This is a genomic window from Chthonomonas sp. (assembly GCA_016788425.1).
Lineage (GTDB): Bacteria > Armatimonadota > Fimbriimonadia > Fimbriimonadales > Fimbriimonadaceae > JAEURQ01.
In genome coordinates this window covers 29,110-47,436 of sequence record JAEURQ010000001.1, presented here as the reverse complement: position 1 = coordinate 47,436, position 18,327 = coordinate 29,110, and the positions used below count along the sequence as shown (strand labels likewise).

At 61.9% G+C, this 18,327-nt stretch carries 20 protein-coding genes; 9 read left to right on the top strand and 11 right to left on the bottom strand.

Annotation, left to right across the window (positions count from 1 at the left end; translation table 11 throughout):
- Positions 1 to 7: 7 nt before the first annotated feature.
- Complete coding sequence (locus tag JNJ45_00240; GenBank protein ID MBL8047087.1) at positions 8 to 484, bottom strand: hypothetical protein; 477 nt, start codon at positions 482 to 484, stop codon at positions 8 to 10.
- 59 nt (positions 485 to 543) lie between these two features.
- The gene (locus tag JNJ45_00235) at positions 544 to 2,052 is read right to left on the bottom strand and encodes an AAA family ATPase (GenBank protein MBL8047086.1); all 1,509 of its coding nucleotides are present in this window, start codon (positions 2,050 to 2,052) and stop codon (positions 544 to 546) included.
- 132 nt (positions 2,053 to 2,184) lie between these two features.
- Here JNJ45_00235 and JNJ45_00230 point away from each other — a divergent pair, with 132 nt between their 5' ends.
- Complete coding sequence (locus JNJ45_00230; protein MBL8047085.1) at positions 2,185 to 2,679, top strand: hypothetical protein; 495 nt, start codon at positions 2,185 to 2,187, stop codon at positions 2,677 to 2,679.
- Here the strand turns inward: JNJ45_00230 and JNJ45_00225 are convergent.
- From JNJ45_00225 to JNJ45_00210, 4 genes are read right to left on the bottom strand one after another with little or no spacing between them, the layout of a single operon-like run.
- On the bottom strand, positions 2,676 to 3,572 hold the full coding sequence (locus JNJ45_00225; GenBank protein MBL8047084.1) for a hydroxymethylglutaryl-CoA lyase: 897 nt from the start codon (positions 3,570 to 3,572) through the stop codon (positions 2,676 to 2,678). The genes JNJ45_00230 and JNJ45_00225 overlap by 4 nt on opposite strands.
- A complete protein-coding gene (locus JNJ45_00220; protein MBL8047083.1) occupies positions 3,565 to 4,002 on the bottom strand; it encodes an acetyl-CoA carboxylase biotin carboxyl carrier protein subunit in 438 nt (145 codons plus the stop codon). The genes JNJ45_00225 and JNJ45_00220 overlap by 8 nt, the downstream gene beginning before the upstream one ends.
- Positions 3,999 to 4,703 (bottom strand): gamma-glutamyl-gamma-aminobutyrate hydrolase family protein, encoded by a 705-nt coding sequence (locus JNJ45_00215; protein MBL8047082.1) that lies wholly within the window; start codon positions 4,701 to 4,703, stop codon positions 3,999 to 4,001. Before JNJ45_00215 ends, JNJ45_00220 begins: the two co-directional genes overlap by 4 nt.
- Positions 4,700 to 6,193, bottom strand: a complete 1,494-nt coding sequence (locus JNJ45_00210) for a 2-oxo acid dehydrogenase subunit E2 (protein MBL8047081.1) — start codon at positions 6,191 to 6,193, stop codon at positions 4,700 to 4,702. Before JNJ45_00210 ends, JNJ45_00215 begins: the two co-directional genes overlap by 4 nt.
- 74 nt (positions 6,194 to 6,267) lie before the next feature.
- Between JNJ45_00210 and tdh the strand changes: the two genes are divergently transcribed.
- From tdh to JNJ45_00170, 8 genes are all read left to right on the top strand, one after another.
- Positions 6,268 to 7,293 (top strand): L-threonine 3-dehydrogenase, encoded by a 1,026-nt coding sequence (gene tdh / locus JNJ45_00205; GenBank protein ID MBL8047080.1) that lies wholly within the window; start codon positions 6,268 to 6,270, stop codon positions 7,291 to 7,293.
- A gap of 2 nt (positions 7,294 to 7,295) precedes the next feature.
- Positions 7,296 to 8,309 (top strand): NAD(P)-dependent glycerol-3-phosphate dehydrogenase, encoded by a 1,014-nt coding sequence (locus JNJ45_00200; GenBank protein ID MBL8047079.1) that lies wholly within the window; start codon positions 7,296 to 7,298, stop codon positions 8,307 to 8,309.
- Entirely contained in the window at positions 8,306 to 8,890 is a 585-nt protein-coding gene (locus tag JNJ45_00195) for a ribonuclease HII (protein ID MBL8047078.1), read from the top strand. Before JNJ45_00200 ends, JNJ45_00195 begins: the two co-directional genes overlap by 4 nt.
- Entirely contained in the window at positions 8,872 to 9,225 is a 354-nt protein-coding gene (locus JNJ45_00190) for a YraN family protein (protein ID MBL8047077.1), read from the top strand. The genes JNJ45_00195 and JNJ45_00190 overlap by 19 nt, the downstream gene beginning before the upstream one ends.
- Before the next feature lie 46 nt (positions 9,226 to 9,271).
- A complete protein-coding gene (rpmH, locus tag JNJ45_00185) occupies positions 9,272 to 9,409 on the top strand; it encodes a 50S ribosomal protein L34 (protein ID MBL8047076.1) in 138 nt (45 codons plus the stop codon).
- A gap of 238 nt (positions 9,410 to 9,647) precedes the next feature.
- Positions 9,648 to 9,926 carry a membrane protein insertion efficiency factor YidD gene (gene yidD, locus JNJ45_00180; GenBank protein ID MBL8047075.1) on the top strand — a complete coding sequence of 93 codons (279 nt, stop codon included), beginning with the start codon at positions 9,648 to 9,650 and terminating at the stop codon, positions 9,924 to 9,926.
- A 39-nt stretch (positions 9,927 to 9,965) separates the two neighbouring features.
- Positions 9,966 to 11,249: a membrane protein insertase YidC gene (locus JNJ45_00175; protein ID MBL8047074.1), complete on the top strand. Its 1,284-nt coding sequence runs from the start codon at positions 9,966 to 9,968 to the stop codon at positions 11,247 to 11,249.
- Positions 11,250 to 11,255: 6 nt separating this feature from the next.
- Positions 11,256 to 12,101 (top strand): KH domain-containing protein, encoded by an 846-nt coding sequence (locus JNJ45_00170; protein ID MBL8047073.1) that lies wholly within the window; start codon positions 11,256 to 11,258, stop codon positions 12,099 to 12,101.
- Between the two features lie 71 nt (positions 12,102 to 12,172).
- Here the strand turns inward: JNJ45_00170 and JNJ45_00165 are convergent, their stop codons facing one another.
- From JNJ45_00165 to JNJ45_00145, 5 genes are read right to left on the bottom strand one after another with little or no spacing between them, the layout of a single operon-like run.
- Positions 12,173 to 13,084: a hypothetical protein gene (locus tag JNJ45_00165; GenBank protein ID MBL8047072.1), complete on the bottom strand. Its 912-nt coding sequence runs from the start codon at positions 13,082 to 13,084 to the stop codon at positions 12,173 to 12,175.
- Between the two features lie 55 nt (positions 13,085 to 13,139).
- A complete protein-coding gene (locus tag JNJ45_00160; protein MBL8047071.1) occupies positions 13,140 to 14,561 on the bottom strand; it encodes a phosphodiester glycosidase family protein in 1,422 nt (473 codons plus the stop codon).
- Positions 14,558 to 15,478: an LD-carboxypeptidase gene (locus JNJ45_00155; GenBank protein ID MBL8047070.1), complete on the bottom strand. Its 921-nt coding sequence runs from the start codon at positions 15,476 to 15,478 to the stop codon at positions 14,558 to 14,560. Before JNJ45_00155 ends, JNJ45_00160 begins: the two co-directional genes overlap by 4 nt.
- A gap of 9 nt (positions 15,479 to 15,487) precedes the next feature.
- Positions 15,488 to 17,284: an elongation factor 4 gene (gene lepA, locus JNJ45_00150; GenBank protein MBL8047069.1), complete on the bottom strand. Its 1,797-nt coding sequence runs from the start codon at positions 17,282 to 17,284 to the stop codon at positions 15,488 to 15,490.
- 36 nt (positions 17,285 to 17,320) lie between these two features.
- Entirely contained in the window at positions 17,321 to 18,280 is a 960-nt protein-coding gene (locus tag JNJ45_00145; GenBank protein MBL8047068.1) for a DNA-processing protein DprA, read from the bottom strand.
- Between the last annotated feature and the right edge of the window lie 47 nt (positions 18,281 to 18,327).

The window sequence follows — 18,327 nt, the reverse complement described above, 5'->3', positions numbered from 1 at the left end:
CTTAAACCTACTTCTTTTCCGTAGTTTCAGCGGCTTTTGCCTCGGGCACGGTGAGTTCGCCGGCCACCTTGGGTTTCGCCAGGTAGTCGTACACCTTGCCGCGCGAACCCCATTTCACGAAAATCTTGTTCGGCTCCAGCGAGATTTTCACCGGCCCGGCGAGTTCAGCGTTCGCCATTTCGTCCGAGCTAAACCGGATGAGGCCGACGAGATTTTGGTCGGCGTCAGCGCCGCCTTCGAGCACCATCAGCGACGGCATCGGTACGAAGTTGAGGCTGGTGTCCGAGAACATGGCCATCTCTTCCGGCTTCGCCGCCGCGGGTTCGGCCAAGTTCGTCAGGCTCGCCGGCATCACCATCAGGTCGCGACCGGAATTGTTTTTGATCACGAACTTGGCCTTCGGCCCAGGCATGGGCTTGCTGGTCGCGCAACCAATGAGCATGGCCGCAGCCACGAGCGAGGCGAAGAAAGGCAGGCGTTGCATGGATTTATTGTAGTCGCAAAGCTGTCGGATGCTGTCCAAATCTAGCAGGCTTACCGGGTTCAAGATGCGCCGTTACGGCTCGCGCTGGGGCGCGTTCGCATGCTGGCCCATTGCCTCAGTTCGGCGATGTCCTCGGCCATCATGCGGCTGAGCGGCACCTGCGTCCGGCCCTCGGCCATCAAGTCGTCGGTTTGCAACTCCCGACCCGCATCGAACGCGGTGAACAGCGCGGCGATAACCACTTGCTCGAGCTCAGCCCCGCTGAACCCGATCGTCTGCTTCGCTAGTGCCTCCAGATCAAAGTTGGCGGCGTCGCGCTTGCGCTTCTTGAGGTGGATACTCAAAATCTCGCGCCGCTCGGCTTCGTCGGGAAGGTCAATGAAGAAAATCTCGTCAAACCGGCCTTTGCGCAAGAGCTCCGGCGGCAACTTGCTGACGTCGTTGGCAGTGGCGATGAGGAACACCGGCTTCGTCTTCTCCTGCATCCATGTCAGGAAGGTGCTGAACACCCGCGCCGTGGTTCCGCTATCGCCCGAGCCGCTTCCGGCTACACCGGCAAAGCCCTTTTCGAGCTCATCCGCCCACAAAATACAGGGCGCGACCGACTCGGCGACCCGGATCGCCTTGCGAATATTCTCTTCGCTCTGCCCTACGAGGCTCCCGAAAATGCGCCCGACATCGAGCTTGAGCATCGGCAGATTCCAACTCGTGGCGATGGCCTTGGCGACCAGCGACTTTCCGCAACCTTGCACCCCGAGCAGCAGCACGCCCTTGGGCGCGGGAATCCCGAATTCTTTCGCCTTGTCGGTGAAGCTACTCTTGCGCTTTTCCAGCCAGTCCTTCAGCAGGTCGTGGCCGCCGACGTCGTTCATGCTGTTGTTGGGCGGGTAGTACTCCAGCAGACCCGACTTGCGGACGATCTGCTTCTTTTCTTCCAGGACGGTCTCGACGTCCAAGCGCTTTTTCTCGACAAAACTGCGGGCGAAACTGGACTCCACCTCCTCCAAGGTAAGACCCTGCGAGGACTTAACGATGATCTCGCGGTCTTCCGGCGTGAGGGTCAAATCGAGGTTTTCGTTGCCCTTGACGGCGGCCAATATCTCGTCGAGGCGGGCCGAGATTTCGTCCCGATTCGGTAGCGGAAACTCAACGACCGTCACGTCCTTTTCAAGTTCGGTGGGCAGCGTCAGGCTCGGCGACAGCAGGATCAGCGTTTGGCTTTTCCCACGGAGTTTCACGGCGAGGTCACGCAACAGCCGCACCACGCGGTTGTCGCGAAGATACGCGTGATAATCCTTGAGGATGATCACCGTGAATTCCGGCGCTTCGTGAACCTGCGCCAGGGCTTCCAACTCACTGGGGAGTTGACCCGCCGGCTTGTTCATGTTGGTGTTCACCATCGCCGGGCGAAACCCTTGCGTGACGCTCCATGTGTGCAATTTTCGATTAAGTTTCTTGCAAATTTCCCCGAGCGCCAACTCGACTCGTTCTTCTTCCCACGATTGAATGTAGAGGATGGGGTACTTCGCTCGAATGAGCACCTCGATTTCGCTTGCCACTGCCGCCATACGCTAACACTTTACCAATCGCGAACCGTAACCGTTGCAACCTCGTCTAACCTTTGGGTAACGTAATCGAACGACAACGGCGTCGACGAGAACAGGGCAAGGACGCTCTGAACGAACTCAAAAAAGGAATTTATGCCGGATATAACGGAACCGCTTTGGCAGCTTGACTGCCTTCGCGACATTGCCGAGGATCACCCCGAACTCGTGCAGGCCGCTCTCTCTACTCTTTGGCATCACTACCCCGGCCTTCGCCGCGAAGTGACGCTGCGGGCCATGGCCGCCAAAACCATTAGCAAGCGCGAAGCCGCGGTGTGCCTGGGCTTGGCCGCCGACGAGATCGCCCGCATGGCGCGCGGAGCCGAAGGCGGCATCCGCACGGCCCTTGTCGAATGCGAATCGGGCCGCGCCGCCCTGCTGCCGGAAAGTCGTTTGCCGGTGTGGGAAGTCGTGCGCAAGCTGCGCGAATTGGGCTCGGACGAAGCCGCTTTGGGCTTTTTCAGCGGGCTTTTACCTCACGAACTTGAGGCCGCCAAGGCGTACGCCGCGACTCATACCGACGAGATTGACGAGCGCATCCGCGAATACGAATCGTTCCGCGCGCAGCGCTTAGCGCAAAGCGTCAACTAGCTTCGCATGGCCACGCGCGCAATCTGCGCGTGGCTGATGCTGCGCCGACCCAGCACCTCAAAAATGCGCTCACTCGCCTGGGCGAGGCGATCGGGATCGACGCCCGTCGCGACGCCTTCGCGTTCCAAGAAGTAAACCAAGTCGTCGGTGGCCAGGTTGCCACCCGCGCCTGGCGCGTAAGGGCACCCACCAAGGCCGCCCGCCGCTGCATCCACAATCGTCACACCCATCTCTAGGGCCGCCGCGACATTGGCCAACGCGGTTCCTCGCGTGTCGTGGAAGTGAACGGCTACTTTGCTCACCGGAACTTCGCTGAGCACCGCCGCCAAGACGCGCTTGGTGTCGCGCGGCGAGCCCACGCCCGTCGTGTCGCCCAGAGAAATCTCGTCCACGCCCAACTCGACAAGCTGTCCGGAGACGTCGGCCACTTTGGCTTCGCTCACCGGGCCGCCGACCGGACATTCGAAAATCGTACTCACGTAGCCGCGGATGTGCCCGTTTGGAAACTGCGCGCGATGCCCCGCGATCACCCGGGCGAACGCGTCAAGCGTTTCGGCGACGGTCATGTTCACATTCTTTTGCGTAAACGCGTCGCTCGCCGCGGTGAACAGTGCAATGCGATCCACACCAAGCTCAATCGCGCGCTCCAAACCCTTTTCGTTGGGCACCAGGGCGCTGTATCGTCCGCCCTCAGGTAGCTCGGGCCAAAGCTCGGCGATGTCACCCAGTTGCGGAACCCACTTGGGCGAAACAAAACTGCTGACTTCGATATCCTCGAGACCCGCGTCGCGAAGGTCGCGGACAAACGCCAGCTTGTTGGCGGTGGGAACCGGGGTTTTCTCGTTTTGGAGGCCGTCGCGCGGCCCCACTTCGACAATCTTGATCTCAGGCATGAGGTTTGACCCGCACGAGCAACTGCCCCTCGGCGAGCTGTTGACCAGCCGAAACCGGCAACACTTCTACTACGCCGTCGAAGGCGGCGTTGATCGGTTGCTGCGTCTTCATCGCCTCAATCACCAGCAGGCGTTGACCCTTGGTCACGGTGTCGCCCGCAGCCACAAGAACGTCCACCACAACGGCGGGCATCGGGGCCAGCGATTCGCCGCTGGCGGCTCCGCCCGGCCCGGCTCCGCGCTGCTTGCGGAACGGCTCGACGGTGAACGTCCGGCCCCGAAATGAGATCAGCGTTTTGCCGTGGTGAGTCACTGCGACCGCGCTAAACGAGCCCTCGGGGGTGCGCACTCGCAATCCCTCGCCGACGCGCTCGACCTGCCAATCCGAAGGCAGGAGTTCGGCCTCAACGCCGTTGACCAACACCTTCATCGCTGACTCCGGTAGTCGGCGGCGGCGCGGACAAACGAGCGGAAAAGTGCCTGGGTCGCGGGGTCATCCGGAGTGCGCTCCGGGTGCCACTGGGTCGCCAAAAAGTAGGGGTGCGATCGGTCTTCAATCGCTTCGATCGTGCCATCCGCGTGGGTACCGACCACCTCTAGGCCCTCGCCGACGCGTCCCACCGCCTGATGATGCCAGCTTTGGCCGGTTACCGCCTCACTAGCCATCGCCGTCGCGAGATTAGAACCGCTCTGCAGCGGCACGGTTTGGAGCGGGCCGTCGGTGTGAACCGTCTCCACGTGGTCGGGCAAGTGCTGAACCAACGACCCGCCGCGAGCCACATTCATGAGTTGGCAACCGTAGCAAATGCCGAGCACGGGAAGATTCGGCGCGATTTCTTTAAACAGCTTGAACTCGGCGCTCGTGCGCGAGTCGTCGTTCGGCTTGGCGTGCTCGTGGTTGTCCTCGCCCCAGTAGCGCGCATGAATGTCCTCACCGCCCGTGATCAACCAACCGTCAATCAGTTGGGCGATGGCCGCCATGTCGGCGGTCGGCGGAATCACGATGGGCACGCCGCCCGCCTTGGCCACCTCTTCCGGATAGTTCCAGTTGATTTTGATGTGGCCGCGCGTACGCGGAACGTCCGGCTTGTGCACCGAATCTGCGGTTATGCCGATGATGGGTTTGCTCATGCGATGCCGAGAGTAACGTCTATGTTTTCGACGCTTTCCTTAATCTTTTGGATGAACAAGCTGGCACCCACGCCATTGATCACGCGGTGATCAAACGTCAGCGCGAGGTTGGCGTAGGTCGCTAAGCGCACGTCGGCGGCGTCTTGGTCAATGCCTTTGTAAGTCTCGCCGAGGAACAGCGTCGCCACGCTCGGCGGAACCACCACCGGCACCGCATCGCGGAGACCGAACGCCTGCATGTTGGTCAGGCTGATCGTCACGGACGCGTTCGCTTGGTCCTGACCGCTCCGGGCGATATCAATTTGCCGTCGCATCGCGGCGGCAAATTCTTCCCAGCCCATCTTGGTGCTGTTGTCCACCACCGCGGTCACCAGCTCATCGCCCGGCAACCCGACGGCCACGCCGAGATTGCAGTGGTGATACGTGCGCAAAATATCGTCGCCGACCATCGCCGTGCGGAATCCGGGGAACTCGGCGACTGCCTTCACCACGGCGTAGGCGAACATTGTAAAGCTGCTCGGCTGGAACTCGCCGCCGCCGGCCTTGTAAGCCGCGCGGCGCGCCTCGATGGCCTCCCATCGCACCTGCACCATGATCGTGCCCGGCACCACGAGCTGGTTTCCGCGAACCATGCGCGAGTTGAGCACGCGCTGCTTGCCGCCGATCGTGGCTTCGCTGTATTGGTCGTTGCTCACGGGGGCCGCGACGGTCGCCGCCGGAGCCGCGCCACCGCTCAAAAAGGCGTCAATGTCGGCGGGCATCAGCTTGCTGCCACTCGCCGGGATCGTTTGCAGAGTCTCTTCACTGAGACCCTTTTCCTTGGCGTAGGCGCGGGTGCGCGGCGGAATATCCAACCGTCGCGGACCGCCCGTCGCAACGGGCGCTGCCACGGCGGCGGGAGCGCTGGGGGCAGCGGGTGCCGCCGGTGCGTGGCTAGGCGCGGAGGCCGCGCCAACGCCGGTCATGCGACCGACCGGAGCTCCAATCGCGAGCACGTCATCCACCTTGGCGAACCACTCGTCGAGCACGCCTTCGTAGGGCGATTCGACGTCCATCACCGCCTTATCGGTCTCCATTTGATAAATCAGTTCGTCGCGCTTAATGCTGTCGCCGGGCTGCTTGAGGAACGCTACGATGCGGGCTTCTTGAAGCCCTTCGCCGATCGCGGGGATCTGCAGTTCCAGCGAATTCGATGACGTAGTAGCCGGTGCAGCCGGGGGCACCGAAGCCACCGGAGCCGCCGCTGCGACCACGGTTTCGATCACGCCGACTTGAGCGCCAATGGCCAAAACGTCGTCCACCTTGGCATTCCACGAAACGAGAACCCCCTCGACAGGCGACTCGACATCCATCACCGCCTTGTCGGTTTCCATTTGATAGATGAGCTCGTCGCGCTTAATGGTGTCGCCAGGCTGCTTGAGAAAAGCGACGATGCGGGCTTCTTGCAGGCCTTCGCCGATGGCAGGAATATTGAGCGGTTGCTGGGCCATAGGTTCCTCGTTGAACGATTGTTGAGAATTATACTGCCCCCGCTCGCGGCGAGCCGTTTGGTATTCTCCGAGTTGTGCAGGCGATAGCCAAGACCCGCAGTGCCGCGGGCCTCGATCTCATTGAAGTTGAACCGGCCCCCTTGGGTCCGGGCGAAGTGCGTCTCCGGGTCGAACACGGCTCGGTGTGCGGCACCGATCTCCACATTTACAACTGGGATGCGTGGTCCAGCGCCCGCATCAAGCCGGTGCGGATTGTCGGCCACGAGTTTTGCGGAACAATCATCGAAGTCGGCCCCGGCGTGAGCACACGCAAGGTCGGCGACTACGTCGCGAGCGAATCGCACATTGTTTGCGGAAAGTGCCCCCGGTGCCTCGAAGGCCAGGGGCATATTTGCGAAAACACCGTGATTTTGGGCGTGGACGTGGATGGCGGCTTCCGGCCCGAAACCGTGATCCCCGCCGATAACGCGCGCCTGGTGCCAAGCGAAGTGCCGCGCAACGTGGCCAGCATGCTCGACGCGCTGGGCAACGGCGTGCACACCGCGATGGAAGGGCCGGTTGAAGACCGAGTCGGCCTCATCACTGGGCTTGGGCCGATCGGCCTGTTCGGCGTCGCGATTTGCCGAGCGCTTGGCGCCCGAAAAATTTACGCTACCGAGATCAGCGACTACCGAATCAAGATTGCCGAGGAGTTGGGCGTGGACGTGGTACTCAACCCGATGAAGGTGGATGTCGCCGCGGAGCTTCGCCGACTGGAGCCCAAAGGGGTGGACTTTACGCTAGAAATGTCGGGCCACCCGACCGCCCTGCCCCTGGCGATTGAGGCCACTCGGCCCGGCGGACGAGTGAGCATGCTCGGGGTGTATCCGGGACCGCTCCCGAACGTGGACCTGAACGCGGCGATCTTCAAGGGCATTGTTCTGCAAGGCATCGTGGGTCGCAAAATCTGGGATACCTGGCACCAAATGGCGTGGCTGCTCACCGAAAAGAAGCTGAACGTGCTGCCGGTGGTGACCCACCAAATGCCGTTCACCGACTTTGAGGAAGCGATGACGATCATGAAGGCCGGAAAGGCTGGCAAGATCGTCTTGGACTTTTGACGATGCGGATTGCGGTAGTTGGTTCGGGAAGTTGGGGCACGGCGCTCGCCATGATTCTCGGGCGCAACGGGCACTCGGTGCTGCTCCTTGGCAAAGACCCAGACGAGATTTCGATGCTGCGGCTCGCCCGTGAAAACGCCACCTACCTGCCTGGATTTGCCATTCCCGACAGCGTTGAGTACGGCCTCGTGCAAGAAAGCGGCGGCGATTGCGAATTGGCCGTGCTGGTCACCCCTTCGGCGGCGGTCGTGGATGTGATGCGCCAAGAGCATTTGCAACCCGCCACCTGGGTGGTGGCGAGCAAGGGCTTGCTGCCCGGCACGGGCGCAATTCTCACGGACTTTGTCACCGAATCGCGACCGCAAGCCAAGGTCGCCGCGCTGAGCGGCCCGAACCTCGCCGTCGAGTTGGCGCGCGGCATCCCCACCGTCGCCGTCGCTGCCGCCCACGACGAAGCGCTGGCCGAGGAGGTGGCGCACCTGTTTAACTCCAACAAATTCCGCGTGTATCTGAGCGACGACCTCACCGGCGTTGAACTGAGCGGCGCGCTGAAGAACGTGTACGCGATCACGGCGGGAATCAGCGACGGCCTCGGCTTTGGCGACAACACCAAGGGCGCGCTCATCGCCCGCGCGCTCTACGAAATGACCAAAGTCGGCGTGGCGCTTGGCGGCCGCATGGAGACGTTTTTCGGAATCGCCGGGCTCGGCGATCTTTTCGCGACCGGCGTCAGCAAGCTCAGCCGCAATTACCGGGCAGGCTACGGCGTGGGCCAAGGACGCGCGCTGCGCACCGTGATGGACGAGATTGGCCAGGTGGTCGAAGGCGTCCCCACGACCGAGATCGGGGTTCGCCGCGTGCGGCAGGCGGGGGTTCAGGCGCCGATTATGGAGGGCACCCATGCCGTGCTCGCCGGGGCGATGTCGCCTCGCGACGGGGTGGGGCTGCTCATGGACAAGTTGCCGAAGCGCGAAGGCCTGGGCGCCCTCATCCAGCAGATCGCCGAGGGCAAATGAACTTCTCCGCGACCGTGATTGGGGTGGACGAGGCGGGCCGCGGGCCCATCGCCGGACCCGTCGTGGTCGGCGCGGTGCGTCTGCCACGCATGATCGCCGGACTCAACGATAGCAAGCAGCTCACGCCGGCGCAACGCGCCGCCCTGCGCACCGAAATCGAATCCGAGGCGCAGTGGGCGGTGGTCTTCGTCGAGGTCACCGAGATTGATCGGCACAACATTTTGCAAGCCACGTTTCGCGGCATGGAGCGAGCCGTGGCCCAACTCGCGCTAGATAACCCCGTGCTGATTGACGGGAACCAGATTCCGCCGGGGTTGCTCGGGCGCAGCACCGCCGTCGTCAAGGGCGATGCCCACGAGGCGGCCATCGCCGCGGCTTCCATTCTCGCCAAGGAGCATCGCGACGAACACATGATTCGGCTCCACGACGAGTTCCCCGCGTACGGCTTCGACCAACACTTTGGCTACTTCACGCCGGAGCATCGCGCCGCGCTAATGGAGCACGGGCCGTGCGCCATCCACCGCCGGAGCTTCGAGCCGGTGCAAACCATGCTGCTACAGCCATGTCTGATGCTCGACTAAGGGGCAACCAAGCCGAGGTCTTGGCCGCCAACGCGCTGCTCGCGCGCGGCTACACGATTGTCACTCGGCGGTTTAAATCGCGGCGCGGCGAGATCGACCTGGTCGCCCGCGATGGCGAAACGTGGGTGTTTATCGAGGTGAAGGCCAGCGAGCGCGGCCACGAGACGGCCCTCACCCACCTCACCAGCGACAAACGTCAACGCCTCAGCCAGGCGGCCGACGAGTTTTTCGAGCGCTTTGATCTGCCGCCTGCCGCATGCCGATTCGATGTCGTGACGGTGCAGGGCGAGGACGTGCGTCACATCGAAGATGCGTTTGGGGACTGGACGGACTGAATTCTTTCGGGTATTCTTCGGAAGTTATTTTTTTTAGGACCAAACTATGAAGCGCACGTACCAGCCGAATAATCGCCACGCGCATACCACGCACGGATTCCGTGTCCGCATGCGTTCCCGCAACGGTCGCAACGTTTTGAAGCGACGACGCACCCGTGGCCGACACAAGATCACCGTTATCTAAACCAGCTGACAAAAGCAAGGTTTGAAGAGATTTTCCAGCACGGTCGGCCTCTCCGCGGAAAGGCAGTCCGTGCTCTTGTTTCCCCTGGCACCGGTGATTTGGGTATCGCCACTTCGCGATCCATCGGATGCCACGCAGCCCGCAATCGGGTCAAACGCCGCATCCGTGAGGCATGGCGCAACGCCGGTTCGCCGGCGGCGTATAGCGAGTGGGACATCGTTCTCGTAGGCAAAACCGAATGCAAAAACTTGCCCTGGCCCGAACTCCTCGCCGAGATTTCCGATCTATTCGCGAAGGTCTCCGGCGCTTCGGCATTGCCATCGGAACCGGGCTCGTAACCGTGTACCAAAAATCCACCAAGTGGAAGCCGGCCACGTGCCGGTACACGCCCAGTTGCTCGCAATACACCCTCGAAGCGATCCAAAAATACGGTCTGCTCAAGGGCTCGTGGATGGGCCTCAAGCGCATTGGCCGCTGCCATCCCGGTCGCCCCGGCGGACATGACCCCGTTCCTTAAAGATTTATGAGTGCCCCTGCCCCTCAAAAAAATAGCCTAATGACCTTCGTGTTGTTGGCGATGTTCATCTTCCTTGGCATGCAGTTGTTCCAGGGCGCGCGCTCCGGCGGCAACGATTATCGCGACCCGAGCGAAATCTTGGCCTCGCTGCGCACCGCGAACAAAGAGCTCAACGGCGACAAGACGCGCACCGACAACCAGCTCTTCCAGCAGCGCATCGAAACGTTCGCCACGGAACAGAAGTGGACCGCCGAGCAAACCGCCGAAGCTAAGGCCGAAAGCGAAGTCCTCGACCTCCACACACGGCTTGCGGCGGGACTGAAGATCAACAATCTCGGCAAGATTCAGGAAGTGTGGCAATCCATTGAGCCCAAGGAGCGCAAAGCCCAAAAGGATGCGATGTGGACCAAGGAGTTCAAGGTCGCGCCCGCCGCCGGTCTTCCCGACGAGACCATGTCCATGAAGGAACTATGGGACACCTCGACGGTTGAGCTGAACAAGCGCTACAAGACGGAGCCGGTGTTTGGCTTCATTCCGGGTTGGCAACTCATGGACGGACTGGTCGCCTTGACCGGTCGCATCCCCGCCTTTTCGTATGCGTTCAGCGCATTGCTTTTGGCGATCATCGTCCGCGCCGCGATCTTTGTGCCGGTGACCAAGCAGCTCCGCTGGAGCAAGCAGATGCAGCAACTGCAGCCGCTGGTCAAGGAGATTCAAGAGGAATTCCAAAAGAAGGATCCGGTCGGATGGCGCAGCAATCCCGAACTGCAAAAGCGCTCCATGGCGCTTTATCAGGAGTACGGCATCAACCCGGTCGCGGGCTGTCTGCCCATGCTCATTCAGATTCCCTTCTTCTGGGCGATCTACCAGTGCATGTTGCACTACCGATTTGAGTTTGCCAAGGGCACGTTCCTTTGGATTAGCGAGGCAGGTCACAGCCTGAACGCATGGTTTGCCCCCAACCTTGGCAAAACCGACTATCTCCTCGTTTTGATTTACGGCGTTTCGATGCTCGTCTCGCAGATGATGCAACCAGCGCCGGACCCCAACAATGCGCGTCAACACCGCATGATGGGTATTTTCGTCTCGCTCATGGTCTCGGTCATGATGTTCTTCTTCCCGCTTCCCAGTGCGTTTGTGCTGTACTGGATCTTCCTGAACATCTTTGCCACGGCTCATGTGCTTTGGATCAACAAGCAGCCCGTTAAACCCTTGCAAAAGGTTAATGCTCCGGGCGGCGGCGTGTTCCCGACCGAGTTGAATGGGGGTGGTTTCTTTAAGAGCACAGGCCGTCCCGCGACTCAAAAACCGAAGAAAAAGTAAGCAACTATGGAAGTTCTCGAATTCTCCGCAAAGTCTCTTGACGAAGCTCGCAATACCGCCGCCACCAAGTTTGGCGTGGATGCCAGCGACGTCACCGTCGAAGTGCTCGAAGAGACCAAAGGTCTGTTCGGCAAAGTCACGCTCAAGGTGAAGGCCAGCGTCGGCAGTGGCGCTCCCGCCAAGGCCGAAAAGAAGCCGGCCGCCGCCGCCAAGGCACCCCGCGCCAAGAAGGCCGAAGCCACTCCGGTGGAAGAACCGGTGGTAGAAGAAGCTGCTCCGGCCGCCGAAAAGCCGGCCCGCAAGCCCGCTCGAGGCAAGGCCGCCACGGCCAAGGAAGCTCCCGCCGCCGAAGAAAAATCGGGTTCCGATGACGAAGAAGAGCGCGCCGAATACACCGCCACCGACGAGGATGGCGAAAAGCTGCTGGGCGCTCTTAAGGGCATTCTGGATGCCGGCGATGTGAAGGCCGTGGTCGAAGTGACCTCGATCAAGGGTCGCTATGTGAACCTGAAGATTGACGGCAAGGACGCGGGTCACCTGGTGGGCAAGCACGGCGAAGTGCTGAACAGCCTGCAGTACCTGCTCAATGTCATCGGCTCGAAGACGCTCGGTCTGCACGCCCGCGCCACGCTCGATGGCAACGACTATCGCAAGCGCCGCGAAGACGCCCTGACCAAGCACGCGACGGACATCGCGCAGCAGGTCATCGAGAACCAGATGGAAGCCGTGTTGGACGCGCTGCCCGCGTTTGAGCGCCGCGTGGTGCACAAGGCCCTCAGCGAACTCGAAGGCATTTCGACGTATAGCGAAGGCGAAGAGCCCAACCGCCGCGTCGTGATCTCGCCGCTGTAAATCTGGCAAAAATGGAGGGCCGGTTCAAGCTGATGCTTGAACCGGCTTCTTGTTTTAATCCCTCAGTGATCCTATCGCGACTTGCGGCGCAGGAGGAGCACCGTGGCGATTCCGATAAACGCAAGTCCAGATGGTTCGGGTGCCACTACACACGCCAAACTAATGATGGTGGCGTTGCCCGGTAAAGTGAATGTTGATCGCAACGCCCCGGAAGTCCGCGCGTAGGCGTTAATATAGCCGACAGACGCCGTGTACCCGCCCGCATAAATAGAGCTAAAGTGACCTCCCGCGGCTCCGTAGGCATAGGTTTGCCCCGTCGAGATCGGCGTGGCGCTGGTCCAGCTGCCGGCGGAGTAGTTGAATCGAACCCAATTTCCCGTATTACCGCCACTGAGTACAACCTGGTTGCCTTGAAAGACCATTTGCCGCGAGTCACTAATCGTCGTTACTCCGGTCGCAACGTTCCCGACCAAAGATCCGCCCGAGGTGTATCGGGTGACTGCGTTTGTCCCATTATAAACCGCGAAAATGTTGCCATCCGGAGCTTGCCCCATCGCCCGAACCCCGCCCGCCCCACCTGGCGCGGTAAAGGTATTCACCAACGTGCCGGTATTGGTGTACTGTCGTATCGTCGAACTATAGAAATCTCCGAATAAAATATTGCCATTATTCATGATGGCCATAGTCGAAAAAGAGTTCGTCGCAACCGGGATCTCCGCGACTTGCTCGCCAGTGTTGTAGTCGAACGCCATCAAGGATTGAATCGAGGTGTCGTGCACGTAGACGCGGTTGGAGGATTGATGCAGAGCCATCGCCACTGGGCTGACGAGGCGTGTCCGGCCAAACGAGCCAAGATACGTATTGGTATCACCGTCAAGGCGATGGATGACGCGGCCAGAAGAGTCCAACGCCAGAACCAGTTCAAACGATGCGTGGGCGACACCCGATGCCACCACGCCGACACAAATCAAAAGTGAACGCATACTTGATTCTAGCAAGAATCTTCTTCCGTTCGGCCAGTATTTTCACTTGACTAAGCTACTGCTTGGGGGGCTTCGCTGCCGGAGGAATCTGCGGCGCGGGCGCCGGAGGGCCGGCGACATTGATCTCCACCGAGAACACCGTGCCGCGCACATACGCGCGCACCGAAGCGACGCCACCGCTCAGGCCGCGCAAAGTCCCGCTCTGATCGATCCAACCCGCGCCACTGGCGGTCCAGAGGATCTCGCGCGGCGGAATCATCAGCCCCGTCTTGTCCACGATGCTGAGGTTCACTGCCTCTTCAAATTTCATGTCGAGCGGAGCCAGCACGCGCCAAGTCGCGGCCTCCGGATCGGGCGTCACCTTCGGCCCAAAGAGCAGCAGCGCGTTGGCCACGGGGCGCTCCTTGCCATCGCTCGGACGGTTCGCGACCAGACCGCGCAGCGCCAGCGCGGTGCTGCCGCCACCATCCAAATTGATCGCGTCGGTGCAGCCTTGCGCGAGCATCAGTTGGGCGAGCTCGGACAAGGTCGCGCCGTCGCTCACCTTTTGGCGCCCGTCGGTGGCGAGCCAAATCAGGTCGCCGCTGGCCGTGATTCCCACCGCCGAGCGGGGGTGCCGTTTCTCGCTGAAGTCCGCGCCAAACCCGGCGTCCTTCGCGTCGATCGCGACCTTGCCGCCTCGCACCAGCATGTTGCCGCCGCCGATCACGTGGCTAATCTTCTTCCAGTCAAAGCCTTGCGTGCGCCAGTTCAGCTTGAGGGACGAGCCGACGCCGAGGCTCTTCAGCTTTTCCGCCGCCGTGCCACGCGCGGCAATGACAAGGCTTCCCCGCTCCACGCCGAGCGCCTCTTGATCGGTCACCACCGATCGCACCGCAAACTCGGCGCTGAGGTCGGGAGTAAACGCGGTTGCCGCGAGCGGCTCGCAAACCAAGTAGCGGCTCGGACCCTTGGCAACCGCCTGATACGCGCCGTCGGTGAACGCCACAACACCGTTTTCGGGGGCTTCCTCGTTCACTCCGTTGAGCGGGAGCGAGCCGAGTTCGGGCGATTCCAGCGCGCCGTTCCAACGCAATTTGCCCACGCGCACGCCGCCTGAACCCCAGCCGATCACCGCTCGCCGCGGGTCGGGCGTGCTGTAAAGCAGGCTGTCGTTCACCATCGCGCCCAGCGGGTCGCCCGCCCAGGGGAAGAAATCGGCATTGAGCGCGGCGGCCGCGCCGGTGCGCGCCAGCATGCTGCTCAGCGTCTCGCGACCCTTTTGCTCCAGCGGCGAAAACACCCGCCCGCCGGCGACCTCGGCCCGCACGCGAATGTCCGGCGCATCGAGATTGATCCGCAAAATGTGGGTCACACGGGGCGTGACATTGTCAATCTCCATGCGATAGGTAACGCCCGGCACAAAGGGCTTTTCCCAGCTTTGGCCAAAGGCAACACTCGCGGCGAGTGAAACGACAAGGAGGAGAGATTTTTTCATGAGGAAACGGGGGATTCCAAGTAAGTCACGGTGCCGGCGTCGGCGTCGAGCCGAGCACGAATGCCCATCGGGACGCTCAGCATGGTCTTCATGTGTCCAAACGGATAGTTGATGATGGCCGGAACTCCGGCGGTTTGCAAGCGTTCGACGACGATGTCGCGCCACGGCTTGCCGCCCATCGTCGGGTCTTCTTTTTCGTCGGTGCCGGTCATTTCGCCGACGACGATTCCGGCTGCGCTTTGCAGCGCGCCGATGTTCAGCAGCTGGGTGAACATCGCGTCCACGCGGTGCGGCATTTCGCCGACGTCTTCCAGGAAAAGGATCTTGCCCTTGGCATCTAGCGGATATTCAGTCCCGATCGAATCGGTCAGCAAGATCACGCAGCCGCCGGTCGTATCGCCTTCGACCAGACCGGGAGTGATGCACTCGCCAAGCGTCGCCGCGGCGGGAGGGTTGGCTTCACCGGTCAGCATGGCGCGCATGGATTCATAGACCCACGGCACGCGGTCGTAGGCTAGCGTGAGCGCCATCGGCGTGTGGAATGTCACCAGGCCACACTGGTTGAGCGCCAAGTGCAGGGTCGTGATGTCGCTGAACCCCATGAACATTTTGCCGGTGGCGGCCAAGCGCGGAAAATCAAGATAGGGCAATAACCGAGCCGCCCCATATCCGCCGCGGGCGCATAGGACGGCCGCGCAGTCGGGGTCCTCAAAAGCGGCGGTCAGGTCGTGCGCGCGGTCGGCGTCGCTCCCGGCCAGAAATCCGGCTTCGTCCAGCACATGGGGAAACAGCTTGGTGTGGTAACCCCAACTCCGCACCACATCCAGCCCTCGCTCCAGCCGCTCCTGATCAATCGGCGAGCTCGGCGAGATCACCGCGATCGTATCGCCCGGTCGGAGCGCGCGGGGTTTGTTCATCGGCCCAGTTTACTCAGCGACCTTCAGCACGCTCAGGAACGCTTCTTGCGGAAGCTCGATGCTGCCCATCTGCTTCATCCGCTTCTTCCCTTCCTTTTGCTTTTCCAGCAGCTTTCGTTTGCGGGTCACGTCGCCGCCGTAGCACTTGGCCAACACGTCCTTGCGGAACGGCTTGACGCTCTCCGCGGCGATGACCTTGGCGCCGATGGCGGCCTGGATGCGCACTTCGAATTGTTGGCGCGGAATGACTTTGCGGAGTTGCTCGGCCATCGCCCGGCCCCGCGAATAGGCAAACGTGCGGTGGACGATAAAGCTCAGCGCGTCAACTTTGTCGCCGTTAAGCAGAATATCGAGCTTCACCAGGTCCCCGGCTTCGTAGCCGGCAAGATCGTAATCGAACGACGCGTAGCCCTTGGTGTTGGATTTCAGCTTGTCGAAGAAGTCGAGCAAGATTTCGCCGAGCGGCAAAGTGTAGTGCAAAATCGCGCGCTGCGGCGTCGGATACTCGGTCTTTTTGTAGGTGCCGCGGCGCTCCTGGCAGAGAGTCATGACCGCGCCGACCCACTCGTTGGGCACCATGATGGTCGCGTTGACCACCGGCTCCTCAATCTGCATGATCTCGTTCGGGTCGGGAAACTCGCTCGGGTTGCTGATGTGCGAGATCTCGCCCTTTTTGGTCGTCACCTGATAGTCCACGCTCGGCGCGGTCAAGATGAGATCGAGATTGAATTCGCGCTCCAGACGCTCGCGGGCAATGTCCATGTGGAGCAAGCCGAGGAACCCGCAGCGGAATCCAAAGCCGAGCGCATCGCTCGATTCGGGCTCGAATTGCAGGCTGGCGTCGTTCAGTTGCAACTTCTCGATCGCGTCGCGCAGACCGACGTACTGGTCACCGTCGGCCGGAAATAGGCCGCAGAACACCATGCTCAGCGCTTTGCGATATCCGGCGAGGGCCTCGGTCGCGCGGTTTTCGCGGTGGGTAATCGTGTCGCCGACTTGCGCGTCGCCGATGGTCTTAATCGCGGCGGTGATGAAGCCGACCTCGCCGCAATTCAGGCCATCGTTCACGGTGAGACCCGGCCCGAAGTGACCCGTGGAATCGACATCAAAATTGACTCCCGAGGCCATCATCGCGATTTTCTCGCCCTTTTCGATGGCGCCGTCCACCACGCGCACATAGGCAATGGCGCCTTGGTAGGGGTCAAAGTGCGAGTCGTAAATCAGGGCGCGCAGCGGGGCCTTGGGGTTGCCGCGGGGTGGCGGCACGCGCTCGACCACCGCTTCCAAAATCTCGTCAATTCCGATGCCCGCCTTGGCCGAGCAGGGAATGGCGTCGGTGGCGTCCACCGCCACGGCCATCTCAATTTCTTCCCTGGCGCGCTCGACGTCGGCGTGCGGCAGGTCAATCTTGTTGATCACCGGCACGATCTCAAGGTTTTGGTTCATCGCCATGTTGGCGTTGGCAATGGTTTGGGCCTCCACGCCTTGGCTGGCGTCCACCACCAAAAGCGCGCCTTCGCAAGCGGCGAGGGCGCGGCTGACTTCGTACGTGAAGTCCACGTGGCCGGGCGTGTCAATCAGGTTCAGCTCGTATTCGATGCCGTCTTTGGCCGTGTAGAGCAACCGCACGGCGGCCATTTTGATAGTGATCCCGCGCTCGCGTTCGAGCTCCATGCTGTCGAGCATCTGCTCTTGGGCCTGACCACGAATCGCGCCACAACGCTCGATCAAGCGGTCAGCGAGGGTTGACTTGCCGTGATCGATGTGAGCGATGATGCAGAAATTGCGGATCCGCGATTGGTCCATACGGGTCCTCTATTGTACCTGCGGAACCCGTCGAACCTAAGCAAACAGCGACGCCTGACGCTGCGGCCCCAACCCATGATAGGGCTGCGCGGCCAAAGCGGATAACCCCGCCAACAGGGTGTCGATGTCGCGCACCGGGGTGGCCCCGCGAGCGACCAACGCCGCCGCCGCGGCCCGCATGTCGGCCCCGCAACGGGCAAAGTTGGCGTCGTCGTGAAACACAAACACAGGCCCCAACCGCCGGCGAAGGGCGCTAGTGGCCCCGCTCCAGGTGCCGCCGGTGTCGTGCTGACACCGCACCACCACCGTAGCCAAGCCAAGGGTGTATAGCAGGGTGTTGCGCTCGATTGCGCTGGGGGCCGTAAAGCGCGCGGTGGGGGCACTGGCCGACAACCGCAACACGCCGGGCCGCGGCACCGAACCCGACCAAGTGGTGACGCCGAGGGCCAAACCATGGGGCAGAACCTCGATGGCCTGGGCCGTGGAGCCGCGCTGGGCGCCGACGCCCAACACGGCGGCGGTGTCGGCGCCCAACGCCCCGCCCGAGGCCACCACGTAGCCCGCGCGGGCCAAAGCCCAGCCCACCGAAGTGGCGAGGTCGATGTCGGCCGGGCCCAACTGACGCGAACCCACCACCGACACACACTGAGCCGCCGCGGCCAGGGCAGGGCCCTGCGCCCAAAACGCGGGCGGACACCGATGCGCAAGATACTGGAGCCAGCGGGCGGGAAACACCGGCGAAGCCCCGGTGAGGGCCCACGCCCCGCCAAACGGCGGCGCGGCGGGCACGGGCGGCAGGGAGTCGAGCAAAAGAGCCTCCTCCCAGAGGTTGTCGTGGCGCAACGCCTGCGGCCACACCGACGGCGGCAAGTGCGCCCGCAACGATGACACAACCGCCAGCCAACGATGACGCGGCGCCGGCGCGCGATGCGCGGCCATGCCGGGCAGATACAACCAGGCTAAGGCGGCCTCGACGGCGGCTAGGTCAGCGTCCATACTTACTCATCTTACACACAATGGTCACCATTTGGCAACCATCTTTT